Origin of the sequence: Cryobacterium sp. TMT2-15-1 (assembly GCF_004402345.1) — a bacterium.
Taxonomy (GTDB): domain Bacteria; phylum Actinomycetota; class Actinomycetes; order Actinomycetales; family Microbacteriaceae; genus Cryobacterium; species Cryobacterium sandaracinum.
The window spans coordinates 1-17,408 of sequence record NZ_SOGD01000006.1; the positions used below are offsets into that span (position 1 = coordinate 1).

At 65.6% G+C, this 17,408-nt stretch carries 19 protein-coding genes and 1 pseudogene; 10 read left to right on the plus strand and 10 right to left on the minus strand.

What is annotated here, in order from left to right; all coding sequences use genetic code 11:
* Positions 1 to 122: pseudogene (gene sufC, locus E3O62_RS16915) on the plus strand (Fe-S cluster assembly ATPase SufC); the annotation flags it as partial.
* A gap of 4 nt (positions 123 to 126) precedes the next feature.
* On the plus strand, positions 127 to 456 hold the full coding sequence (locus E3O62_RS00510; RefSeq protein WP_134395521.1) for a metal-sulfur cluster assembly factor: 330 nt from the start codon (positions 127 to 129) through the stop codon (positions 454 to 456).
* Positions 457 to 512: 56 nt separating this feature from the next.
* Here the strand turns inward: E3O62_RS00510 and E3O62_RS00515 are convergent, their stop codons facing one another.
* Both E3O62_RS00515 and E3O62_RS00520 read right to left on the minus strand, forming a co-directional pair.
* A complete protein-coding gene (locus E3O62_RS00515; protein ID WP_241973225.1) occupies positions 513 to 2,189 on the minus strand; it encodes a molybdopterin-dependent oxidoreductase in 1,677 nt (558 codons plus the stop codon).
* An 830-nt stretch (positions 2,190 to 3,019) separates the two neighbouring features.
* Positions 3,020 to 3,571 carry an OsmC family protein gene (locus E3O62_RS00520; RefSeq protein ID WP_134397178.1) on the minus strand — a complete coding sequence of 184 codons (552 nt, stop codon included), beginning with the start codon at positions 3,569 to 3,571 and terminating at the stop codon, positions 3,020 to 3,022.
* Between the two features lie 157 nt (positions 3,572 to 3,728).
* On the opposite strand from E3O62_RS00520, the gene E3O62_RS00525 reads away from it, so the two are divergent.
* The gene (locus tag E3O62_RS00525) at positions 3,729 to 4,379 is read left to right on the plus strand and encodes a TetR/AcrR family transcriptional regulator (RefSeq protein ID WP_134395524.1); all 651 of its coding nucleotides are present in this window, start codon (positions 3,729 to 3,731) and stop codon (positions 4,377 to 4,379) included.
* A 59-nt stretch (positions 4,380 to 4,438) separates the two neighbouring features.
* Positions 4,439 to 6,037 carry an ABC-F family ATP-binding cassette domain-containing protein gene (locus E3O62_RS00530; protein WP_104102190.1) on the plus strand — a complete coding sequence of 533 codons (1,599 nt, stop codon included), beginning with the start codon at positions 4,439 to 4,441 and terminating at the stop codon, positions 6,035 to 6,037.
* A 78-nt stretch (positions 6,038 to 6,115) separates the two neighbouring features.
* Here E3O62_RS00530 and E3O62_RS00535 read toward each other — a convergent pair whose 3' ends face one another.
* Genes E3O62_RS00535 through E3O62_RS00545 form a run of 3 tightly spaced genes read right to left on the minus strand, consistent with a single transcriptional unit; the run spans position 6,116 to position 7,502 of the window.
* Positions 6,116 to 6,955: an SURF1 family protein gene (locus tag E3O62_RS00535; protein WP_134395525.1), complete on the minus strand. Its 840-nt coding sequence runs from the start codon at positions 6,953 to 6,955 to the stop codon at positions 6,116 to 6,118.
* Positions 6,952 to 7,200 (minus strand): hypothetical protein, encoded by a 249-nt coding sequence (locus E3O62_RS00540; RefSeq protein WP_134397179.1) that lies wholly within the window; start codon positions 7,198 to 7,200, stop codon positions 6,952 to 6,954. Before E3O62_RS00540 ends, E3O62_RS00535 begins: the two co-directional genes overlap by 4 nt.
* Complete coding sequence (locus E3O62_RS00545) at positions 7,197 to 7,502, minus strand: DUF3099 domain-containing protein (protein ID WP_347232337.1); 306 nt, start codon at positions 7,500 to 7,502, stop codon at positions 7,197 to 7,199. Before E3O62_RS00545 ends, E3O62_RS00540 begins: the two co-directional genes overlap by 4 nt.
* A gap of 129 nt (positions 7,503 to 7,631) precedes the next feature.
* Here E3O62_RS00545 and fabG point away from each other — a divergent pair, with 129 nt between their 5' ends.
* Entirely contained in the window at positions 7,632 to 8,342 is a 711-nt protein-coding gene (gene fabG, locus E3O62_RS00550) for a 3-oxoacyl-ACP reductase FabG (protein ID WP_104169936.1), read from the plus strand.
* Here fabG and serB read toward each other — a convergent pair.
* Positions 8,339 to 8,986 (minus strand): phosphoserine phosphatase SerB, encoded by a 648-nt coding sequence (gene serB, locus E3O62_RS00555; RefSeq protein ID WP_134395527.1) that lies wholly within the window; start codon positions 8,984 to 8,986, stop codon positions 8,339 to 8,341. The two genes, fabG and serB, sit on opposite strands and share 4 nt — an antisense overlap.
* Positions 8,983 to 10,227 carry a glucose-1-phosphate adenylyltransferase gene (gene glgC, locus E3O62_RS00560; RefSeq protein WP_134395528.1) on the minus strand — a complete coding sequence of 415 codons (1,245 nt, stop codon included), beginning with the start codon at positions 10,225 to 10,227 and terminating at the stop codon, positions 8,983 to 8,985. Before glgC ends, serB begins: the two co-directional genes overlap by 4 nt.
* An 80-nt stretch (positions 10,228 to 10,307) precedes the next feature.
* Here glgC and glgA point away from each other — a divergent pair, with 80 nt between their 5' ends.
* From glgA to E3O62_RS00575, 3 genes are all read left to right on the plus strand, one after another.
* Positions 10,308 to 11,489: a glycogen synthase gene (glgA, locus tag E3O62_RS00565; protein ID WP_134395529.1), complete on the plus strand. Its 1,182-nt coding sequence runs from the start codon at positions 10,308 to 10,310 to the stop codon at positions 11,487 to 11,489.
* Positions 11,490 to 11,585: 96 nt separating this feature from the next.
* On the plus strand, positions 11,586 to 12,368 hold the full coding sequence (locus E3O62_RS00570; RefSeq protein WP_134397180.1) for an ABC transporter ATP-binding protein: 783 nt from the start codon (positions 11,586 to 11,588) through the stop codon (positions 12,366 to 12,368).
* A gap of 149 nt (positions 12,369 to 12,517) precedes the next feature.
* Positions 12,518 to 12,769 (plus strand): type B 50S ribosomal protein L31, encoded by a 252-nt coding sequence (locus E3O62_RS00575; RefSeq protein WP_104102169.1) that lies wholly within the window; start codon positions 12,518 to 12,520, stop codon positions 12,767 to 12,769.
* A gap of 114 nt (positions 12,770 to 12,883) precedes the next feature.
* Here the strand turns inward: E3O62_RS00575 and E3O62_RS00580 are convergent, their stop codons facing one another.
* Positions 12,884 to 13,570, minus strand: coding sequence for a 3'-5' exonuclease (locus E3O62_RS00580; RefSeq protein ID WP_134395531.1), 687 nt, complete (start codon positions 13,568 to 13,570; stop codon positions 12,884 to 12,886).
* Positions 13,571 to 13,765: 195 nt separating this feature from the next.
* Here E3O62_RS00580 and E3O62_RS00585 point away from each other — a divergent pair, with 195 nt between their 5' ends.
* Complete coding sequence (locus E3O62_RS00585; RefSeq protein ID WP_134397181.1) at positions 13,766 to 14,665, plus strand: alpha/beta fold hydrolase; 900 nt, start codon at positions 13,766 to 13,768, stop codon at positions 14,663 to 14,665.
* Positions 14,662 to 15,828 (plus strand): glycosyltransferase family 1 protein, encoded by a 1,167-nt coding sequence (locus E3O62_RS00590; RefSeq protein WP_134397182.1) that lies wholly within the window; start codon positions 14,662 to 14,664, stop codon positions 15,826 to 15,828. The genes E3O62_RS00585 and E3O62_RS00590 overlap by 4 nt, the downstream gene beginning before the upstream one ends.
* Here the strand turns inward: E3O62_RS00590 and E3O62_RS00595 are convergent.
* The gene (locus tag E3O62_RS00595; protein WP_134397183.1) at positions 15,816 to 16,415 is read right to left on the minus strand and encodes a histidine phosphatase family protein; all 600 of its coding nucleotides are present in this window, start codon (positions 16,413 to 16,415) and stop codon (positions 15,816 to 15,818) included. The genes E3O62_RS00590 and E3O62_RS00595 overlap by 13 nt on opposite strands.
* 52 nt (positions 16,416 to 16,467) lie before the next feature.
* Complete coding sequence (locus E3O62_RS00600; RefSeq protein ID WP_134397184.1) at positions 16,468 to 17,328, minus strand: Sir2 family NAD-dependent protein deacetylase; 861 nt, start codon at positions 17,326 to 17,328, stop codon at positions 16,468 to 16,470.
* Between the last annotated feature and the right edge of the window lie 80 nt (positions 17,329 to 17,408).

Genomic DNA, 17,408 nt, shown 5'->3' on the forward strand with positions numbered 1-17,408 from the left:
AGCCGGACTTCGTGCACGTCTTCGTCGACGGCCGCATCGCCGAACAGGGCGGCCCCGAACTCGCCGACCGCCTCGAAGACGAGGGCTACGATCGCTTCCTCACCGAAACGAACGTAGGTTAGGCGCATGGTTTCCACGCTGCCCCCGGCGCGCTTCGATGAAATCGAAGAGGCGCTCAAAGACGTCATGGACCCGGAACTCGGTATCAACGTGGTCGACCTCGGGCTCATCTACGACCTGGGCTGGGACGATGAGAACAATGCCCTGATCATCCACATGACCCTGACCTCGGCCGGCTGCCCGCTGACCGATGTCCTCGAGGAACAGACCGCCGAGGCGTTGGACGGCGTCGTCGACCAATTCCGCATCAACTGGGTCTGGATGCCGCCGTGGGGTCCCGAGAAGATTACGGACGACGGCCGTGACATGATGCGAGCCCTCGGCTTTTCTATCTAATCTTCCCCGAACGCACGCGAAAACCCCGATTTCCTCCGGAAATCGGGGTTTTCGCGTTAGATGGACTGCCGGTAGCCGAAGAACTCATGGTCGTTGTGGTAACCACCAAACCCCGCACCGATCTCCGAGAAGTCCTCAACGAACTCGATTCCCTTGATCCACTTCACCATCTTGAAACCCAGCTGCGTTTCGTTGCGCAACCGAAGCGGTGCTCCGTGCCCGAAAGATAGGGTCTGCCCGTTGAGGTCATAGGCGAGCATGGTCAGTTTGTAGCTCATCTGCTCGATGGGTTGGGCGTCGTAGTACGTGCCACCGTCCGGACCCGCCGCGAAGGAATAGAAAATGATCCATTTCGCCTCGGGTTTCGGCTGCACCAGATCCAGGATCGTCTGCATGGAGATTCCGCCCCACTTCGCCACCCCTGACCACCCCTGAATACAGAAGTGCTGGGTGATCTGATCGTGATAGGGGAGACCCTGCAACTGTGCGAGGTTCAAATCGACGGGGTTCTCGACGAGCCCGTTGACCCGCAGTGTGTAGTCCGCGAAGTTGCCCGCTCGAAGCGCCTGGTATTCCTCGGAGTCCGGGTATTTGCCGTTGTGCCAGAAGTACGGCGAAATGTCCTTCTCCGTGTATTGGCCGGGGTTCGCGTCGATGTGTTCAAATAGGCGCTGCGCGCGACCGATCAGCGCGAAACCGACCTTCTGCACCACACGAGGATGCCGATAGGTGAAAGGCGTGGCTGCGAGCCATCCTCCGATGACGATGACCATCGAAGCCGCGAAGATCCCGATGCCGACCCACGATTCACTGTCCTGAGACGCATACATGTGATTGAGGTTGCGCAGGGCCCCTGTGGTCATCACCAGGGTGACGTGCACAACGATGAACATGACGAACCAGCAGAGCACGAAGAAGTGCAGCGAACGGGCCACCTGGATGCTGAACACCGAGCTGATTCTACGGAAGCGGGTCGACAGCGCGGGGGACATGCCGAGGCCGGTGACCAGGGCGAGAGGCGCCGCGATGAAAACGGTGATGAAGTAGGCGATCAGCTGCAGACTGTTGTAGTTGGTCCACCCGCTCTCGGCCGGCCAGTCCAAAGACAGGTACTGAAGGGCGGCCGACGCGGCGTTGGGGACGACGTCCCAGCTCAGCGGGACCACGCGCATCCACTGCCCCGTCGCAAAGATAAGAACACAGAAGATGATTCCGTTGAGCAGCCAGACCGTATCGACGCCGAGGTGCCACCACCGTGCGAGACCGATGGAGTGACGGCGCCCCGGCAGGCCGACACCATCGGGCAAGGTGATTGAGTCCTCCTTCGCCGTGTAGAGCGGATCGCTCGGCACCGGCTTCTGCATGCGAAACCAGTCCTTACCCGGTGTCGAGTGCCGGGTCCAGTACAGCCGCGGATGGTCAGCCATGATGCTGACACCGGACCGGATGATGAAGATCATCATGAAGAGGTTCAGGAAGTGTTGCCAACCGACCCACGCCGGGAACCCGACCGGGGCGTTGTCGGGCAGTGCAGTCGCACCCGGATACTGGCTCATGAAGTCCTGCACCGCGGGCATCTCCCGCAGCCCCTTGGCAATGGCGATCCCCACGATCAGCAGGACCAGTCCAATGGGAATCAACCACAGCAGATTGAACCACTTGTCCGTGCCGATCCGCACCCGCGGGGCAACGCCGTACTGGGCAGGGACCCGGCCGGCCCAGTGGTCATCCACCACGTGGTACCGCGTCGTGTCCAGTTCCTCTCGAAAACTTCTCCGCGTCCCCCCTGCTCCAATGTCTGTTGCAGGAATATTTCGATCAATCGAGTTTGTATCCATACCGTCCCCATTTGAGAAGCAGGATGCCTCCCCAACCGTGTCGGGAGTGCGATATACAGCACCGTTATGCCCATTTCCTGCTTGCTGCCTGCAAGTATCCTCCTATTAAACGGAATATATTCCGCATTAATCCGGTTAAGGCCCCGAACGAGTCGATCCGTGCCCTCGGTGTCTCCCTTTGATCCGCATCCGATTTAGTCCTGATCCACCCACGTCGACGGGGCACCGGCCATCTGGCCGGCGCCCCGTCGACGTGTCCTGGTCGATGATCCGATCCTGGTCACTCGGACGATGTATTCTCCTCAGCGCCCGTTTCCCGAGCGCCCGTTTCAGCGGACGACGCCAACTCAGACGGCTCCCAATTCTCCAAATCGATCAGGGACGGGTGCGGCCCGATGTCGGTTTCACCCTCCTCGAACATGTCGCCCACAGGGCTGGCGCTTTCCTGTTCCTCATCTGAGTCGGACGGGGGAGGCCCGTCCGGGTTCGGTGGGGTGGTGTGGCTGATTCGTGGTCCATCGTCGACCTCCTCGCATTCGTGCAGCAACCGGTGCGGCTGCAGCTGCAGCCGACGGTAGGCCTCCGCCCTGTTCGCCGCTAGACGAGTGGGTGACTGCGTCACGGCGCACGTCCTGGAGGCCGGCGGACGGCCTATCGTGCGCCAGCTTCCACACGGTGCGCCGCGGGACGCGACAGGCCTGGCCACCGGTCGGCTTCGGATCCGGCTACGCCTTGGTGACGATGACGGACACGGGAGTGGGGTTCGCGAACAGGTCGAGAACCGGGCAGTGCGCGTCGACGGTTGCCCGCAGCTCCTGGTAGCGCTCATCGGATTCGGGACCGGTGATGGTGATGTGCAGGCGGATCGCTGCGAAGCCGGCCCGCACGTCCTCGCTCATGTCGAACAGCCTCCGAACGTCAAGGTCGCCCTCCGCGACAATCTCGATCTCGTCGACCCGGATGCCCAGCCCCTGGGTGTAGAGGCGGTAGACGACCACCTGGCACCAGAGCAGGGCGCCGAGCGCAATCTCGACGGGGCTGGCTGCCACATCGTCTCCGGCCAGGGCTCCGGGCTCGTCGACGAGGAAGACATGCTTGCCGGCCGTGATGCGGGTGGCAACCGAGCCCTCGCCGGCGGCCGTGACGCGGTAGGTCAGCTTCGCTTTCGACGCGTCAGCGCTGATGCGCTCACTCCAAGCGGTTCCGGCGGCGATGAGGCGGCTGGCACAATCTTCGGCACGGGGGGAGAGGGCGGCGGGCGTCTGCACGAGTGTCATGCCGAAACCATAGGAGGCCAGTCCGGCCCGGGCACCCCTCCCGATCACACAACGTCATGGTCGAACGCTGCCGCATGGTCCCCGAACCGAAATACCGCCTGCTAGAAGATCATTCCAGTGTGTAGAATAACATTCTAAAAAGAAGGTTGAAGTCCTGATGAGCATCGAATCCCGCCGGGAGGCCCAGTCGCAAGAGACCCGCACCTTGATCGTGCGGGCCGCGCTCCAGCTAATGCTTGAGCGGGGGTACATTTCCACCACTCTCGGCTCGATCGCCGCCGAGGCAGGCGTCGCGGTGCAGACCATCTACAACTCGGTCGGTGGCAAAGCCGCCGTTCTCTCCGCCGTGCTCGACCGCGCGGCCGCACGTGCGTACGAACCGCAAGCCGGCCCCCCACCGCTGCGCAGTCAGATCGCCGAAGCGCGCACGGCCGCCGAGATCGTCCGAATCCTGACTGGCTGGATCGCCGACCTGAACGCCCAGACGTCCGGGGTGCACCGCGTGATCGCCCAGGCGGCCGGAGTCGATGCAGACATCGCGGAGCTGGAGATGCGGCGTTCCGCCCAGCGACTTCTCCAGTACGGCGAGGTCGCGAGCGCGCTGCGCTCACGGCACAGCCTGCGCGGGGGAGTGAGCGACCACGAGGCGGCGGCAACGGTGTGGGCGCTCGGGCATCCACAGGCCTACCGGTCTCTGGTCCTCGACCTCGGCTGGTCGGATGCCGCTTACCGGGACTGGCTGGCGAAGGCACTTCAGGGGGCACTTTCGCTTGCCGGCGCACACCGAGGCGGAACCGATCAAATATAGTGGAGAGTTGGCCCGCTTCGGCCAGAAAATTCTACGACTCCCCTGAACGGACTGTTGCTGTGCTGAGTGTGCAAAATCTCGAAATCCGAGTTGGGGCGCGCGTGCTCATGGAAGACGTCAGTTTCCGCGTTTCCGCCGGTGACAAGATCGGCCTGGTTGGCCGCAACGGGGCTGGTAAGACGACACTGACGAAGACTCTGGCGGGTGAGACAGTTCCGACCAACGGTTCGATCGACCGCACCGGCGAGATCGGCTATCTGCCCCAGGACCCCCGCTCGGGCGACCCGGACATGCTCGCTCGGACCCGCATCCTGGATGCCCGCGGCCTCGGAACGATCTCCCTGGGTCTTGCCCAGGCCGGTATCGACATGGGCAGCGACGATCCCAAGACCAGCGCCAAGGCCATGCGCACCTACGGCAACCTCACGGATGAGTTCAACGCCCTCGGCGGCTACGCGGCCGAGGCGGAAGCCGCGTCGATCGCCAGCAACCTGAACCTTCCCGACCGCATCCTCGACCAGCAGCTGCGAACCCTGTCCGGCGGACAGCGCCGCCGCATCGAACTCGCCCGTATCCTGTTCTCGGCCGCGGAAACGATGATCCTCGACGAGCCCACCAACCACCTCGACGCCGACTCCGTGGTCTGGCTGCGGGAGTTCGTCAAGAACTATCGCGGCGGATGCATCATTATCAGCCACGACATCGAGCTGGTCGGCGACACGGTGAACCGGGTGTTCTACCTCGACGCCAACCGCATGGTCATCGACATCTACAACATGAACTGGAGGAACTACCAGCGGCAGCGCGTGGCCGACGCGGACCGCCGTAAGAAGGAACGCGCCAACGCCGAGAAGAAGGCGTCGACCCTCCAGCTGCAGGCCGCGAAGTTCGGCGCTAAGGCAAGCAAGGCTGCCGCCGCCCACCAGATGGTCGCGCGCGCCGAGAAGCTCCTGTCCGGACTGGACGCCGTGCGGGCAGTCGACCGAGTCGCCAAACTGCGCTTCCCCGAGCCCGCCCCGTGCGGGCGCACCCCGTTGATGGCCACCGACCTCTCCAAGAGCTACGGCTCGCTGGAGATCTTCGCGGCCGTGGATCTGGCCATCGACCGCGGCTCGAAGGTGGTCATCCTCGGCCTCAACGGTGCGGGCAAGACCACACTGCTGCGCATGCTCGCGGGCGTGGATAAGCCGGACACCGGAGAGATCGTGCCCGGCCACGGTCTGCGGATCGGCTACTACGCGCAAGAGCACGAGACGATCGACGTCAAGCGCAGCGTGCTGGAGAATATGGTGTCCTCCTCGCCCAACATCACTGAGATGGAGGCGCGCCGGGTTCTGGGCTCGTTCCTGTTCACCGGCGACGACTCGCACAAGCCGGCCGGGGTTCTGTCCGGTGGCGAGAAGACCCGGCTGGCCCTGGCCATGATCGTGGTGTCAGGCGCCAATGTTCTGCTGCTCGATGAACCGACTAACAACCTCGACCCGGCCAGCCGCGAGGAAATCCTCGACGCCCTGGCGCACTATGCCGGGGCTGTCGTCCTCGTAAGCCACGACGAGGGCGCTGTCGAGGCACTGAACCCCGAGCGCGTGTTGATCATGCCCGATGGCACCGAGGATCACTGGAACAAGGACTACCTTGATCTGATCATGCTCGCCTGATCACCTTCCTGCACCCAGCACACTGCCCGGGCCTGCTGGCCCGGGCATTCGTGTCTCCGAATCCCTCTGACCTGTCGATCACCTGCCGTCGATGAGCTCATCCTCGATCTCCGAGTCGCTGCGGGGTTTGGCAGCCTGCCGGCGGGCACGCTCGGCGGCGCGAACGCGCTCGTCCGGGTCGTCGAAGTTCACGGCTCGGTACTCCTGCCGGATGGCCCAGCCCAGACCGACGAAGCCCATCAGGGCGAACACGAACCATTGGAATGCGTAGGACAGGTGAGGCCCCTCGTCTTTGACCGGGCGGGTGACCGCCACGGGACGTTCGTCCGGCGTCGGATCTTCGGAAGCCATCAGCCCGTACGCGCCGGTATACGTCGGAAGGTCCAGCCGGGTGGACACCTCGTCGAGGTTGATCGTCGCGATCTGGTCGCCCGTGGCCGACCGCCCGGCCAACGAAGGCTCACCGGCCTTGAGCCGGGCGATGACGGTGACCACCCCCGAGGGGGCGGTTGGCACGGATGCCGGGGCGTCGGGGGTCTGCCCGGTCGGCAACCAGCCCCGGTTCACGATGAAGACCGAGCCATCGGCGAGCAGCAGGGGAGTGAGAACCTCGAAACCCGGGTGGATATTGAGTGGGCGGTTGCGCACGATCAGCTCGTCGTCCGTCAAATACGTGCCGGTCACGACAACGGGCAGCCACTTCTGAGACGCGGAGAACGCGTCCAGACCAGGCAGAGCCTCGGCCAAGGGAACCGGATCCGCCGCATAGTTGGTCTCCACTTTGTCCATTTCAGAGAGGGCATCGGAGCGTCGCGCGAGCTGCCAGAGACCGAGCCCGGAGCACACGGCCGCAAAGAGGATGGTCAGCGCGAGATATCCGGCCCAGCGCCGGGTGAACGCAAACTTCCAGCCGATCACGCCGGCCCGGCTTCCGGGTCTACAGCCTCAAGGAGGACCGGCAGAGGCGAGACGGCTAATGGGAAGTCTCGACTGGCCAGGAAATCGCGGAGGTAATCGACGTGCAGGTCGCAGGCCAGCCAGGTCTTCACGCGGTCTTGAGCGTGAATACGGGGATTGCGCCAGTCCAACCGCCAGTCGGCGTTTTCACGACAGCCGGCGCGAGAGCAATTCGTCGTTTCGAGATCGGCGCCGAGGCCGATCACGTTCCGCTCTCGTCATTATCCGGTCCGCGAGGCGGCGCCCGGAACACCTGCACGGCTCCCGGTCGGACGACCGTGGACGCCACGGCGCTGCTCTGAACATTCGCAAAGACGACCGCGAAGTAGGGAAGGGCGATTGCGCCGACGGCGCAGACGAGAAGCCACCAACCCTGGACGAAGAGCATCAGCACGATGCAGACCATCCGGATGCCCATGGCGATCAAGTATTTGATCATCCGGGCTCGACGCTCCTCCTCGGGTGAAGGGGGGAGCGAGGTGATCGACTGCTGTTTCATGGATGCCATCGATTCGGTCAGTCGGGGAGTTTCTCTCTATAAATTCTACGTCTCGTCGGACTTAAACGTAGACGCCCTAAACTGGAAAACACGCGCGTACGGCTGTTCGTTCGCTGAGAAAAAGAGATTGGACCCAGCATGACGACTGGCAGAACTGTCCTTGTCACCGGGGGAAACCGCGGCATCGGATTTTCTATCGCGGAGGAGTTCATCAGGCAGGGACACCGCGTCGCGGTCACCGCCCGCTCCGGGGACGGTCCGAGCGGCAGCCTGACGGTGCGCGCGGATGTGACGGACGCCGCATCCATCGACGCCGCGTTCACCGAGATCGAGGCGGCGCTCGGCCCCGTCGAGGTGGTTGTCGCCAACGCGGGCATCACCAGGGACATGCTGCTGATGCGCATGAGCGAGGACGACTTCACCTCGGTCATCGACACCAACCTGAGCGGCGCATTCCGAGTCGTGAAGCGTGCGTCCAAGGGGATGCTCAAGGCTCGGTTCGGCCGCATCGTGCTGATTTCCAGCGTGGTCGGCCTGTACGGCTCCGCGGGACAGGTCAACTACTCCTCGTCGAAGAGCGGTCTGATCGGCCTCGCCCGTTCGGTGACCCGTGAACTGGGCGGGAGGGGCATCACGGCCAACGTCGTCGCACCGGGTTTCATTGAAACCGACATGACCGCAAAACTCTCCGAGTCGCAGCAGGCCGACTACAAGCGCAGCATCCCGGCGGGACGCTTCGCGACCCCGGTCGAGGTGGCTCGGGTCGTCACCTGGCTTGCCGGGGACGACGCCGGGTACATCTCCGGCGCGGTCATCCCCGTCGACGGCGGACTGGGGATGGGGCACTAACCGCGCAGACCGAGTATCGGCAGGATCTGGCTGAGGTCGCGGGTATCCAGGGCCAGGTCCGCCTGCGCCCTCACGATCGGTTTCGCGTTGAAAGCGATGCCCAGACCTGCTGCCCGCATCATCGTGAGGTCGTTCGCTCCGTCGCCGACGGCGACGGTCTGGGGCAGGGCTACGCCCTCGAGGGCGGCCCACTCCCGCAGGGCCGCGGCCTTGGCGGCGGCGTCGATGACGGGTCCGACCAGGCCGCCGGTGAGGCGACCGTCGGCCACCTCCAGCCGGTTCGCCCGCCAGTGATCGAGGCCGAAGGCGGCAGCCAGCGGGTCGAGCACCTCGTGGAAGCCGCCCGATACCACCCCGATTCTGCTGCCCTGGGCGTGCAGGCCGTCGATGAGTTCCTGCACCCCGGGAGTCGGGCGGACGAGCCGCCCGACCTCCGCGAAAACATCCGTGGACAGTCCGGCCAGCGTCTTGACCCGGAGCCGTAGACTCTGCGCGAAATCGATCTCGCCGCGCATGGCCTGCTCGGTCACCTCGGCGACGAGGGCCAGCGAGCCGGCCGCATCAGCGAGCAACTCAATGACCTCGTCTTCGATCAGGGTGGAATCGGCGTCCAGGACGACGAGGAAACGAACGAACACGGTCACGGGTGGACGTGGACTCCCTTGCCGACGACGGTGATGCCGGACTCGGTGACGCTAAACCCCCGTGCGCGGTCACGCTCACGATCAACGCCGACTTCCGCTCCGGCGGCGACCACCACGTCCTTGTCCAGAATCGCCCGACGCACGGTCGCACCCGGTTTGATCTGCACCCGGTCGAAGACGATCGAGTCCACCACCTGGGCACCGGAATCGATGGCGGCCCAGGGGCCGAGAACGCTGCGTTCGATGTGCGCTCCCGAAATGACGCAGCCGAGGGAAACGATCGAGTCGATCATGGTGCCGAGGAAGCCGCGTCCGTCCCGGACGAACTTCGCCGGCGGAGAGTTGAGCTGCTGGCTAAAGATAGGCCACTTCTGGTTGTAGAGGTTGAAAACGGGCAGTGCGCTGATCAGGTCCTGGTGCGCCTCGAAGAAGGAGTCGATGGTACCCACGTCGCGCCAGTAGTCGCAGTCTCGGTCGGTGGATCCGGGGACGTCATTGAGCTTGAGGTCGTAGACGCCGGCCTCACCGCGGGACACGAAATCGGGAATGATGTCGCCACCCATGTCGTGGCTCGAGTCGGCGCGTTCGCCGTCGCGCAGGACGGCCTCGATCAGCGCCTCCGTGTTGAAAACGTAGTTGCCCATGGACGCGAAGACCTCGTGCGGGGCATCGGCGAGGCCGACGGCATCCTTCGGCTTCTCGCGAAAATCACGAATGCGGTCCGGCGTCGCCGCGTCGACCTCGATGACGCCGAACTGGTCGGCCAGACCGATCGGCTGACGGATGGCCGCGACGGTTGCGGCGGCTCCGGAGGCGATGTGAGCCTCGATCATCTGGCTGAAGTCCATCCGGTAGACGTGGTCGGCTCCCACGACGACGACGATGTCGGGCTTCTCGTCATGGATCAGGTTGAGGCTCTGCAGGATCGCGTCCGCGGATCCGCTGAACCAGCGCTTGCCGAGACGCTGCTGCGCCGGCACCGATGCGATATAAGAGTTGAAGAGGCCACCAGAAACGTGCCAGGTCTGGGAGACGTGACGGTCAAGGCTGTGGGACTTGTACTGAGTGAGAACCACGATCTGGGTGAGGCCCGAATTGATCAAATTCGACAGCGCGAAGTCGATCAGCCGGTAATGACCCCCGAAAGGAACGGCCGGTTTCGCACGGTCCTCCGTCAACGGCATGAGCCGTTTTCCTTCTCCGCCGGCGAGCACGATTCCAAAGATCTTCTTTGACTGCATGTCTTTACAGTAGGGCCATTCGTCACGTCGATCCAGCACGAGTGGGTGTGCCTCCGGCCAGCCTGCGATAGCTTTGCCTCATGCGAGTGGATCTGTTGACCAAGGAATACCCCCCGGAGATTTACGGCGGAGCAGGCGTGCATGTGGCGGAGCTTGTGAAGGCCCTTCGCACCGACATCGACGTCTCCGTGCGATGCTTCGGCGCGCCCCGCGACGCCGTCGACACCCACGCGTATGAGGTGCCGGCGGAACTGGCGGGCGCGAATGCGACGCTGGCCACGCTCGGCGTCGACCTCCAGATGGCGCAGGACGTGCACGGCGCCGACATCGTGCACTCGCACACCTGGTACGCCAACGGCGCCGGCCACCTCGCGAAGCTCCTGCACGGGATTCCGCACGTTGTGACCGCGCACAGCCTCGAGCCGCTCCGCCCCTGGAAAGCCGAGCAGCTCGGCGGAGGCTACCGGGTCTCCAGCTGGATCGAACGCAGCGCCTTCGAAGCCGCGGATGCCGTCATCGCCGTCAGCGGTGGGATGCGCCGCGACATCCTGCGCAGCTACCCAGCACTTGACGCGGCTCGGGTGCACGTCGTCTACAACGGCATCGACCTCGAACGGTGGAAGCCCACGGACGACCGGGACACCGTGCGGGCACTGGGCATCGACCCGGACCGACCGGCCGTGGTCTTCGTGGGCCGCATCACCCGGCAGAAGGGGCTTCCATACCTGCTCCGCGCGGCTGCCCTGCTGCCACCGGAGGTGCAGCTGGTGCTCTGCGCCGGCGCCCCCGACACCCCGGGCATCCTGGCCGAGGTCACGGCCGGAGTCGAGGCCCTCCAGCGCGAACGCTCCGGCGTGGTCTGGATCGATCGCCTCCTGTCGCAGCACGACCTGGCCGCCGTGCTCACTGCCGGCACCGTCTTCGTCTGTCCGTCGGTCTACGAACCGCTCGGCATCGTCAATCTGGAGGCCATGGCCTGCGGGCTGCCAGTCGTCGGAACTGCGACCGGGGGCATCCCCGAGGTGGTCGCCGACGGCGTGACCGGCCGGCTCGTGCCCATCGACCAGGCCACCGACGGAACCGGAACCCCCATCGATGCCGACCTCTTCGTCTCAGACCTGTCGCGCACCCTGATCGAGGTCCTCGCCGACCCGGCCAACGCCGCCGCGATGGGCCGAGCCGGCCGGGTCAGGGCCGAGCAGATGTTCAGCTGGACCCAAATCGCCACCCGCACCCGGGAGATCTACGCCGCACTGCTCTAAGTCGGGCTCTGACTAACCGCCCCAACGGGTGCTGCAGGAATGCGCGGCACCCGTTTCGCGTGTGTGGGCATCGGCGGCGGCAGATAACATGGCCTTATGGTCAACGTTCTTCACTTCACCGACGTCTCCGTCGTCCGGGATGGCACACCCATCCTCGACTCAGTGAACTGGAGTGTTGATGACGACCAGCGCTGGGTGATCCTGGGCCCGAACGGCGCCGGCAAAACCACGCTGCTGCAGATTGCCGCCGCCCTCATCCACCCGTCGAGCGGAAGTGCCGTCGTTCTCGACGAACCGATCGGACGCACCGACCTCTTCGAGCTGCGGCCGCGGATCGGCTTCGCCTCGACGGCGATGGCCCGCCGGGTCCCCGCGAACGAGAAGGTCCTCGATGTGGTGATGACGGCCGCGTACTCCGTCACCGGGCGCTGGACCGAAGAGTACGAAGCCATCGACGAGCGCCGCGCCCAGCGGGTGCTGGGCGAGTGGAAGCTCGATGCTCTGTCCGACCGCAAGTTCGGCACGCTGAGCGACGGCGAGCAGAAGCGGGTGCAGATCGCGCGGTCCATCATGACCGACCCCGAGGTTCTGCTTCTGGATGAGCCGGCCGCCAGCTTCGACCTCGGCGCGCGCGAGGAACTGCTGCAGCTCCTCGGCGGCTACGCGAGCGAGTCGGGGTCGCCGGCGATCATCATGGTCACCCACCACGTCGAGGAAATCCCCCTCGGCTTCACGCACGTCCTGCTCCTGTCCAACGGCCGCATCGTCAGCGCCGGGCCCATCGCCGACGCGCTGACCGCGGAGTCACTGACCGAGGCGTTCGGCCTGTCCATCGAGTTGCACGAGGCCGACGGACGTTTCAGCGCTCGCGCGATCTGACCGCCACCGGATGGCGGTCACAGCCAGTGGATTCTGCTAAACTCGACAGTCGGTCCTTGGACCGTATAGTTTTTTCTGCCGCACCTGGCGAGTCTGTACTCGCTAATCGAAGCGCAACTCACCAATCGAACAGCAATAAGGAAGTCTTCATGAAGTCTGACATTCACCCCACGTACGCTCCCGTGGTTTTCCGCGACCTCGCGTCGGGTGCGACGTTCCTTACCCGTTCAACGGTCTCCAGCTCCAAGACCATCGAGTGGACCGACGGAACCACGTACCCGGTCATCGACGTCGAGATCTCGTCGGAGTCGCACCCCTTCTACACCGGCAAGCAGCGGATCATGGACTCCGCCGGCCGCGTCGAGAAGTTCAACTCACGCTACAAGGGCTTCGGCAAGTAAAACCGCGCCACACCGTAGCATCCTGCACAACGAAAGGGCGACCAGCTTCGGCTGGCCGCCCTTTCGATGTTGCGGAACTGGGTCAGGTGTCGCTGTCGCCCGGGTGCTGCCGGGTCAGCGTTCGGGCCAGCCGCCCGCCGCGACGAACGCGGGGTCGCGTTCGCGGCGCATGTAGGCCTGGAAGCTCTCCGCCTGCTGCAGGGACCACTGTGCCTGGAGCTGGTGCAGCTCGCCGACGGTGACCGGCAGGGTCTTCTCATGCGCCCGGGCGATGGCCTGGGCCACCCGGCCGGCCGCGATCGCATCCGCCCCGGAGTCGTGCGCGTCATCGAGGGGCACACCGTAGAACGCACTGGTCACTGCGAGGGTGCGCTTTCCCTTGCGGTACCGGTCGAGGGCCTTGTCGATGACGAGAGGGTCGACCACCGGCGACGGTGAGACCAGCGGGGCAACCCCGTAGCGGATCGACTCGCGGTTGAGCAGGGTGAGGTCGTAGGGCGCGTTGTACGCCACCAGAGGAAGCCCCCGGGTGAGGTGCTCCCGGATCGTCGCGACGATCTCGGCCACCCCGTCGGCGGCGACCCGGCCGTTCGCGGCGGCATGCTCGGTCGTGATGCCGTGCACGGTGGTGGCCTGGGCCGGGATCTCGATTCCGGGATCCAGGAGCCAGTCCACGCGTTCGAGCACCTCCCCGCTCACATCGATGATCGCGACGGTGGCCGACACAATGCGGCTTGTCTCCACGTCGATGCCGGTCGTCTCAAGGTCGAAAACGGCGAGGGTGTCACTCCAGTTGCTCATGGGGAAAGCCTAGGGGCGACCACCGTCATCCCCGGCGCCTCGGGTCATGGGGAAGGCAGTTCAGGTCCGGCTGGTTCACGAAGAAGCGGTGGTCGGAGAACTGGCGCCGCACGGAGTCGAGGGCCCAGTTCGAGTTCTTCGTGTCTCTGTGGAGGGCGTCCGGCGACAGCCGTCGGCCGGCCTAAACTTGGGACGATGAATGTTCCTTCGCCCTACGGTTCACAGCTCGCCCAGATCCCTGTCAGGGTCCGCGACGTCCCGGTGCTGGGCGGCGAAACGCGGTATTGGGAGTACGGCGATCCAACCGCGCACACCACCATCGTGATGGTGCACGGCTTCCGCGGCGACCACCACGGCTTGGAGCCCGTGGTCGCCCAGCTTCCCGGATTCCGCATGATCTCACCGGACCTTCCCGGTTTCGGCGAGTCCGGGGTGCTCCAGGGGTGCCGGCACGACATCGCGGGCTACGGCCGGTGGCTGGCCGAGTTCGTGGCAGCTCTGGGTCTGACCGGGCGCAAAGTGGTGCTCGGGCACTCGTTCGGATCGATTATCGTCGCTGCATCCGTCGCAGGGGGACTGCACGCCGACGATGTGGTTCTGGTGAACCCCATCGCCGCACCTGCCCTGGCCGGGCCGCGCGGCATCCTCACCCGCTTGGCGATGTTCTACTACTGGGTGGCCGCGCGTCTGCCCGAACGGCTCGGCTTCGCCCTGCTGCGCAACCGCGTCATCGTCCGCGTGATGAGCGTGACCATGGCAAAGACGGGGGATCCCGGGTTGCGCCGTTGGATCCACAACCAGCACGACCGCTACTTCTCCGCCTTCGCGGATCGCCGGGTTGTGCTGGAAGCCTTCACCGCATCGGTCGGCTCCGACGTCAGCGAGTTCGCCGGTCGCATCCCGCAGCGCACGCTGCTGATCGCGGCGGAGAAAGACGACATCACGCCGGTCGCAGCCCAGTACCGGCTGCAGAAGCTGTTCCCCGATGCCACCCTGCAGGTGATCCCCGACGTCGGCCACCTGATCCACTACGAGGTGCCGGCGCAGGCGGCGGACGCCCTGCGCCACTTCCTCGGCGAAACGGAGACGAAATGAGAATCGTCTTCGATTGCCGTTACACCCGATTCGACCGGCACGACGGCATCAGCCGGTACACGGCCGGGCTGGTCACGGAACTGGGCAAGCTCCACCCGGTCACCATGCTGATCCATGACCACCGGCAGCTCGACCTGCTTCCGGATCTGCCCTGGCAGCTCGTGAGCGCCCCGACCAGCGTCCGGGAGCCGTTCATCGCCCTCCAGGTCAACCAGCTGAAGCCCGACGTCGTGTTCTCCCCGATGCAGACGATGGGCTCTTGGGGCCGGAAGTACCGGCTGTTCCTCACCGTGCACGACCTGATCTACTACCGCAATCGCACCCCGCCGCGGGACCTGCCCGGTTTGCTGCGCCTGATCTGGCGGCTGTATCACCTGTCGTGGTGGCCGCAGCGGATGCTCCTGAACCGGGCGGACGGCGTCGTCACCGTCTCCGAGACTACCCGGGACCTGATCCGGGACAATCGTCTGACACGGCGGCCGGTCACGGTCGTCCACAACGCCGCCGACACGCGGTCGACGCCGCCCGCCGGGCGTGCCGCTGCGGAAACGGGTCGCCTGGTCTACATGGGCTCGTTCATGCCGTACAAGAACGTGGACACCCTGGTGCGCGCAGCCGCGGAACTGCCGGGCCATGAGCTGCACCTGATGAGCCAGGTGAGCGACCGGGAACGGGAACGCCTGACCGCCCTCGCGCCGCAGGCGACGCTGGTGTTCCACAACGGCGTCACCGACGAGGAGTACCTGCGGCTGCTGGGCTCCGCGACCGCGCTGGTCACGGCGTCTCTGGACGAAGGATTCGGCATCCCGCTTGTCGAGGCGATGAGCCTCGGCATCCCCGTCGTGGTGAGCGACATCCCGATCTTTCGCGAGATCGGCGGCGACGCTGCGCTCTACTTCGACCCGGCCAGCACCGACGCGCTCGCCCTGGCCGTTCGGCGGCTGGGCGCGGGGGAGTGGGCGGCCCGCTCCACAGCCTCCGTCATCGAGGCGGAACGCTTCACCTGGCGCGATTCGGCCCGGCGGCTCCTGAAACTGCTTACCGGCACCGATACCGATACCGATACCGATACCGATACCGATACCGCGGATGATGCCGGTACCCGGACCGAGACGTCTACGGGCCCCGGCATCGACGCGGAGCAGCCGGCTCAGCCTGTGTAGTGCGTGTTCTCGGCTCGGCCGCGCAGTGTGGCGTCGAAATGCGTCAGCTCGAGCCGACCGTCCCGCCAGACGAAGTCGTGCACGGAGCCGTTGGCGATGATCTCGTTCTGGCGCGGCCGTTCCCCGGCCGTGCTATGGCGCAGCAGGGTTCCGATCACCCCGCCGTGACAGACGACCAGCACGGACTGTCCGGGGCGCGCGGCGGCCAGCAACCCGAAGGCCGGCAGCACCCGGTCGAGCACCTCCTGGCGCGTCTCGAGGCCGGGAACGGGCACGCCGTCGGGAAAGCGGCGCTGTCGTTCGGCGAACGTGAGTCCCTCGATCTGGCCGTGATGGCGCTCGGTGAGTTCCGGGATGACCTCCGGGCTCGGCAGGCCGAGCTCACCGGCGATGATCCGGGCCGTCTCGTGGGCACGGTCCAACGGGCTCGTCACGATGGTGTCCCAGCGCCGGGCTCGCAACCTCAGCCCCGCCTCGGCGGCCTGCGCCCAGCCGGTCGAGTTGAGGGGGATGTCTGTGCTGCCCTGGATCCGCGTGCGCAGGTTCCACTCGGTCTGTCCGTGCCGCACGATCGAAAGTCTGGTCATCCTGCCGTTTCCGTTGTCGCGGGGGTGGGAGTGGTGATGGACCGGGTCTGTTTCACGCCGATGCGCCGGCGAGGCGGTCGGCCAGCCCCGCCAGCGACTCCGACGTGCCCGCCTCCAGCTTGAGCAGTGCCCGGCCGTCGCCCTTGGTCTCGCCGCGGTTGATCACGACGATCGGCAGCTTGCGGCGCCGGGCCTGTTCCAGCAGTCGGATGCCCGAGTTCACAAACAGGGACGAGCCGGCGATGACCAGGGCCTCCGCACCGGTGACGAGCGCCGTGGCCTCGGTGAACTTCACTGTCGGCACCAGCTCGCCGAAGAAGACGACGTTGGGCTTGAGCATACCGCCGCAGACCGTGCAGTCGGGAATGGTGAAACCGTCGATGTCGGACACCTCCGCATCGCCGTCGGGGGCTGTGCGCACGTCACCCGGTAACATCAGTGTCGGGTTGGCCGCTTCGAGGCGCGCGGCCACGCTGTCGCGGCCGAATGCCTGACCGCAGTCCAGGCAGACGACGAGGTCCAACGACCCGTGCAGGTCCACGACGTGCCGCGACCCGGCCCGGGTGTGCAGGCCATCCACGTTCTGCGTGATGACCCCGCTGATCAGTCCGCTCTGCTCCAGCCGGGCGAGGGACCGGTGCCCGAGGTTGGGCTCCGCAGAGCGGAACCGGTGCCAGCCGAGGTGGCTGCCGGCCCAGTAACGCTTGCGCGCCCGCTCGTCGCCGACGAAGGTCTGAAAGTTCATCGGGGTACGCACGGGGGCCCCCTTCCCACGGTAATCGGGAATGCCGGAATCGGTGCTCAGACCGGCTCCGGTCAGCACCGCGATGTGGCGACCGCGGAGCACCTCGGCCACGGCATCCAGAGCGGCGGCAGTGGCGCCGACGGCGACCGGAAGCGTTTCGGTGGTCATGAAGCTCCATCCTGTGTACACCGAGTCTAAACTCGCCGGTTTTCGACTGGGGGAGGGAACTGGCAGGCTGGACGGATCAT

Bases quoted from the DNA above. Each gene is read 5' to 3' on its own strand.
- E3O62_RS00585 (WP_134397181.1), top strand. From the start codon at position 13,766: ATGAATGTTCCTTCGCCCTACGGTTCACAGCTCGCCCAGATCCCTGTC.
- glgA (WP_134395529.1), top strand. From the start codon at position 10,308: ATGCGAGTGGATCTGTTGACCAAGGAATACCCCCCGGAGATTTACGGC.
- E3O62_RS00600 (WP_134397184.1), bottom strand. From the start codon at position 17,328: ATGACCACCGAAACGCTTCCGGTCGCCGTCGGCGCCACTGCCGCCGCT.
- E3O62_RS00590 (WP_134397182.1), top strand. From the start codon at position 14,662: ATGAGAATCGTCTTCGATTGCCGTTACACCCGATTCGACCGGCACGAC.
- E3O62_RS00570 (WP_134397180.1), top strand. From the start codon at position 11,586: ATGGTCAACGTTCTTCACTTCACCGACGTCTCCGTCGTCCGGGATGGC.
- E3O62_RS00520 (WP_134397178.1), bottom strand. From the start codon at position 3,571: ATGACACTCGTGCAGACGCCCGCCGCCCTCTCCCCCCGTGCCGAAGAT.
- E3O62_RS00525 (WP_134395524.1), top strand. From the start codon at position 3,729: ATGAGCATCGAATCCCGCCGGGAGGCCCAGTCGCAAGAGACCCGCACC.
- E3O62_RS00595 (WP_134397183.1), bottom strand. From the start codon at position 16,415: ATGACCAGACTTTCGATCGTGCGGCACGGACAGACCGAGTGGAACCTG.
- E3O62_RS00510 (WP_134395521.1), top strand. From the start codon at position 127: ATGGTTTCCACGCTGCCCCCGGCGCGCTTCGATGAAATCGAAGAGGCG.
- E3O62_RS00545 (WP_347232337.1), bottom strand. From the start codon at position 7,502: ATGGCATCCATGAAACAGCAGTCGATCACCTCGCTCCCCCCTTCACCC.
- glgC (WP_134395528.1), bottom strand. From the start codon at position 10,227: ATGCAGTCAAAGAAGATCTTTGGAATCGTGCTCGCCGGCGGAGAAGGA.
- E3O62_RS00580 (WP_134395531.1), bottom strand. From the start codon at position 13,570: ATGAGCAACTGGAGTGACACCCTCGCCGTTTTCGACCTTGAGACGACC.
- fabG (WP_104169936.1), top strand. From the start codon at position 7,632: ATGACGACTGGCAGAACTGTCCTTGTCACCGGGGGAAACCGCGGCATC.
- E3O62_RS00575 (WP_104102169.1), top strand. From the start codon at position 12,518: ATGAAGTCTGACATTCACCCCACGTACGCTCCCGTGGTTTTCCGCGAC.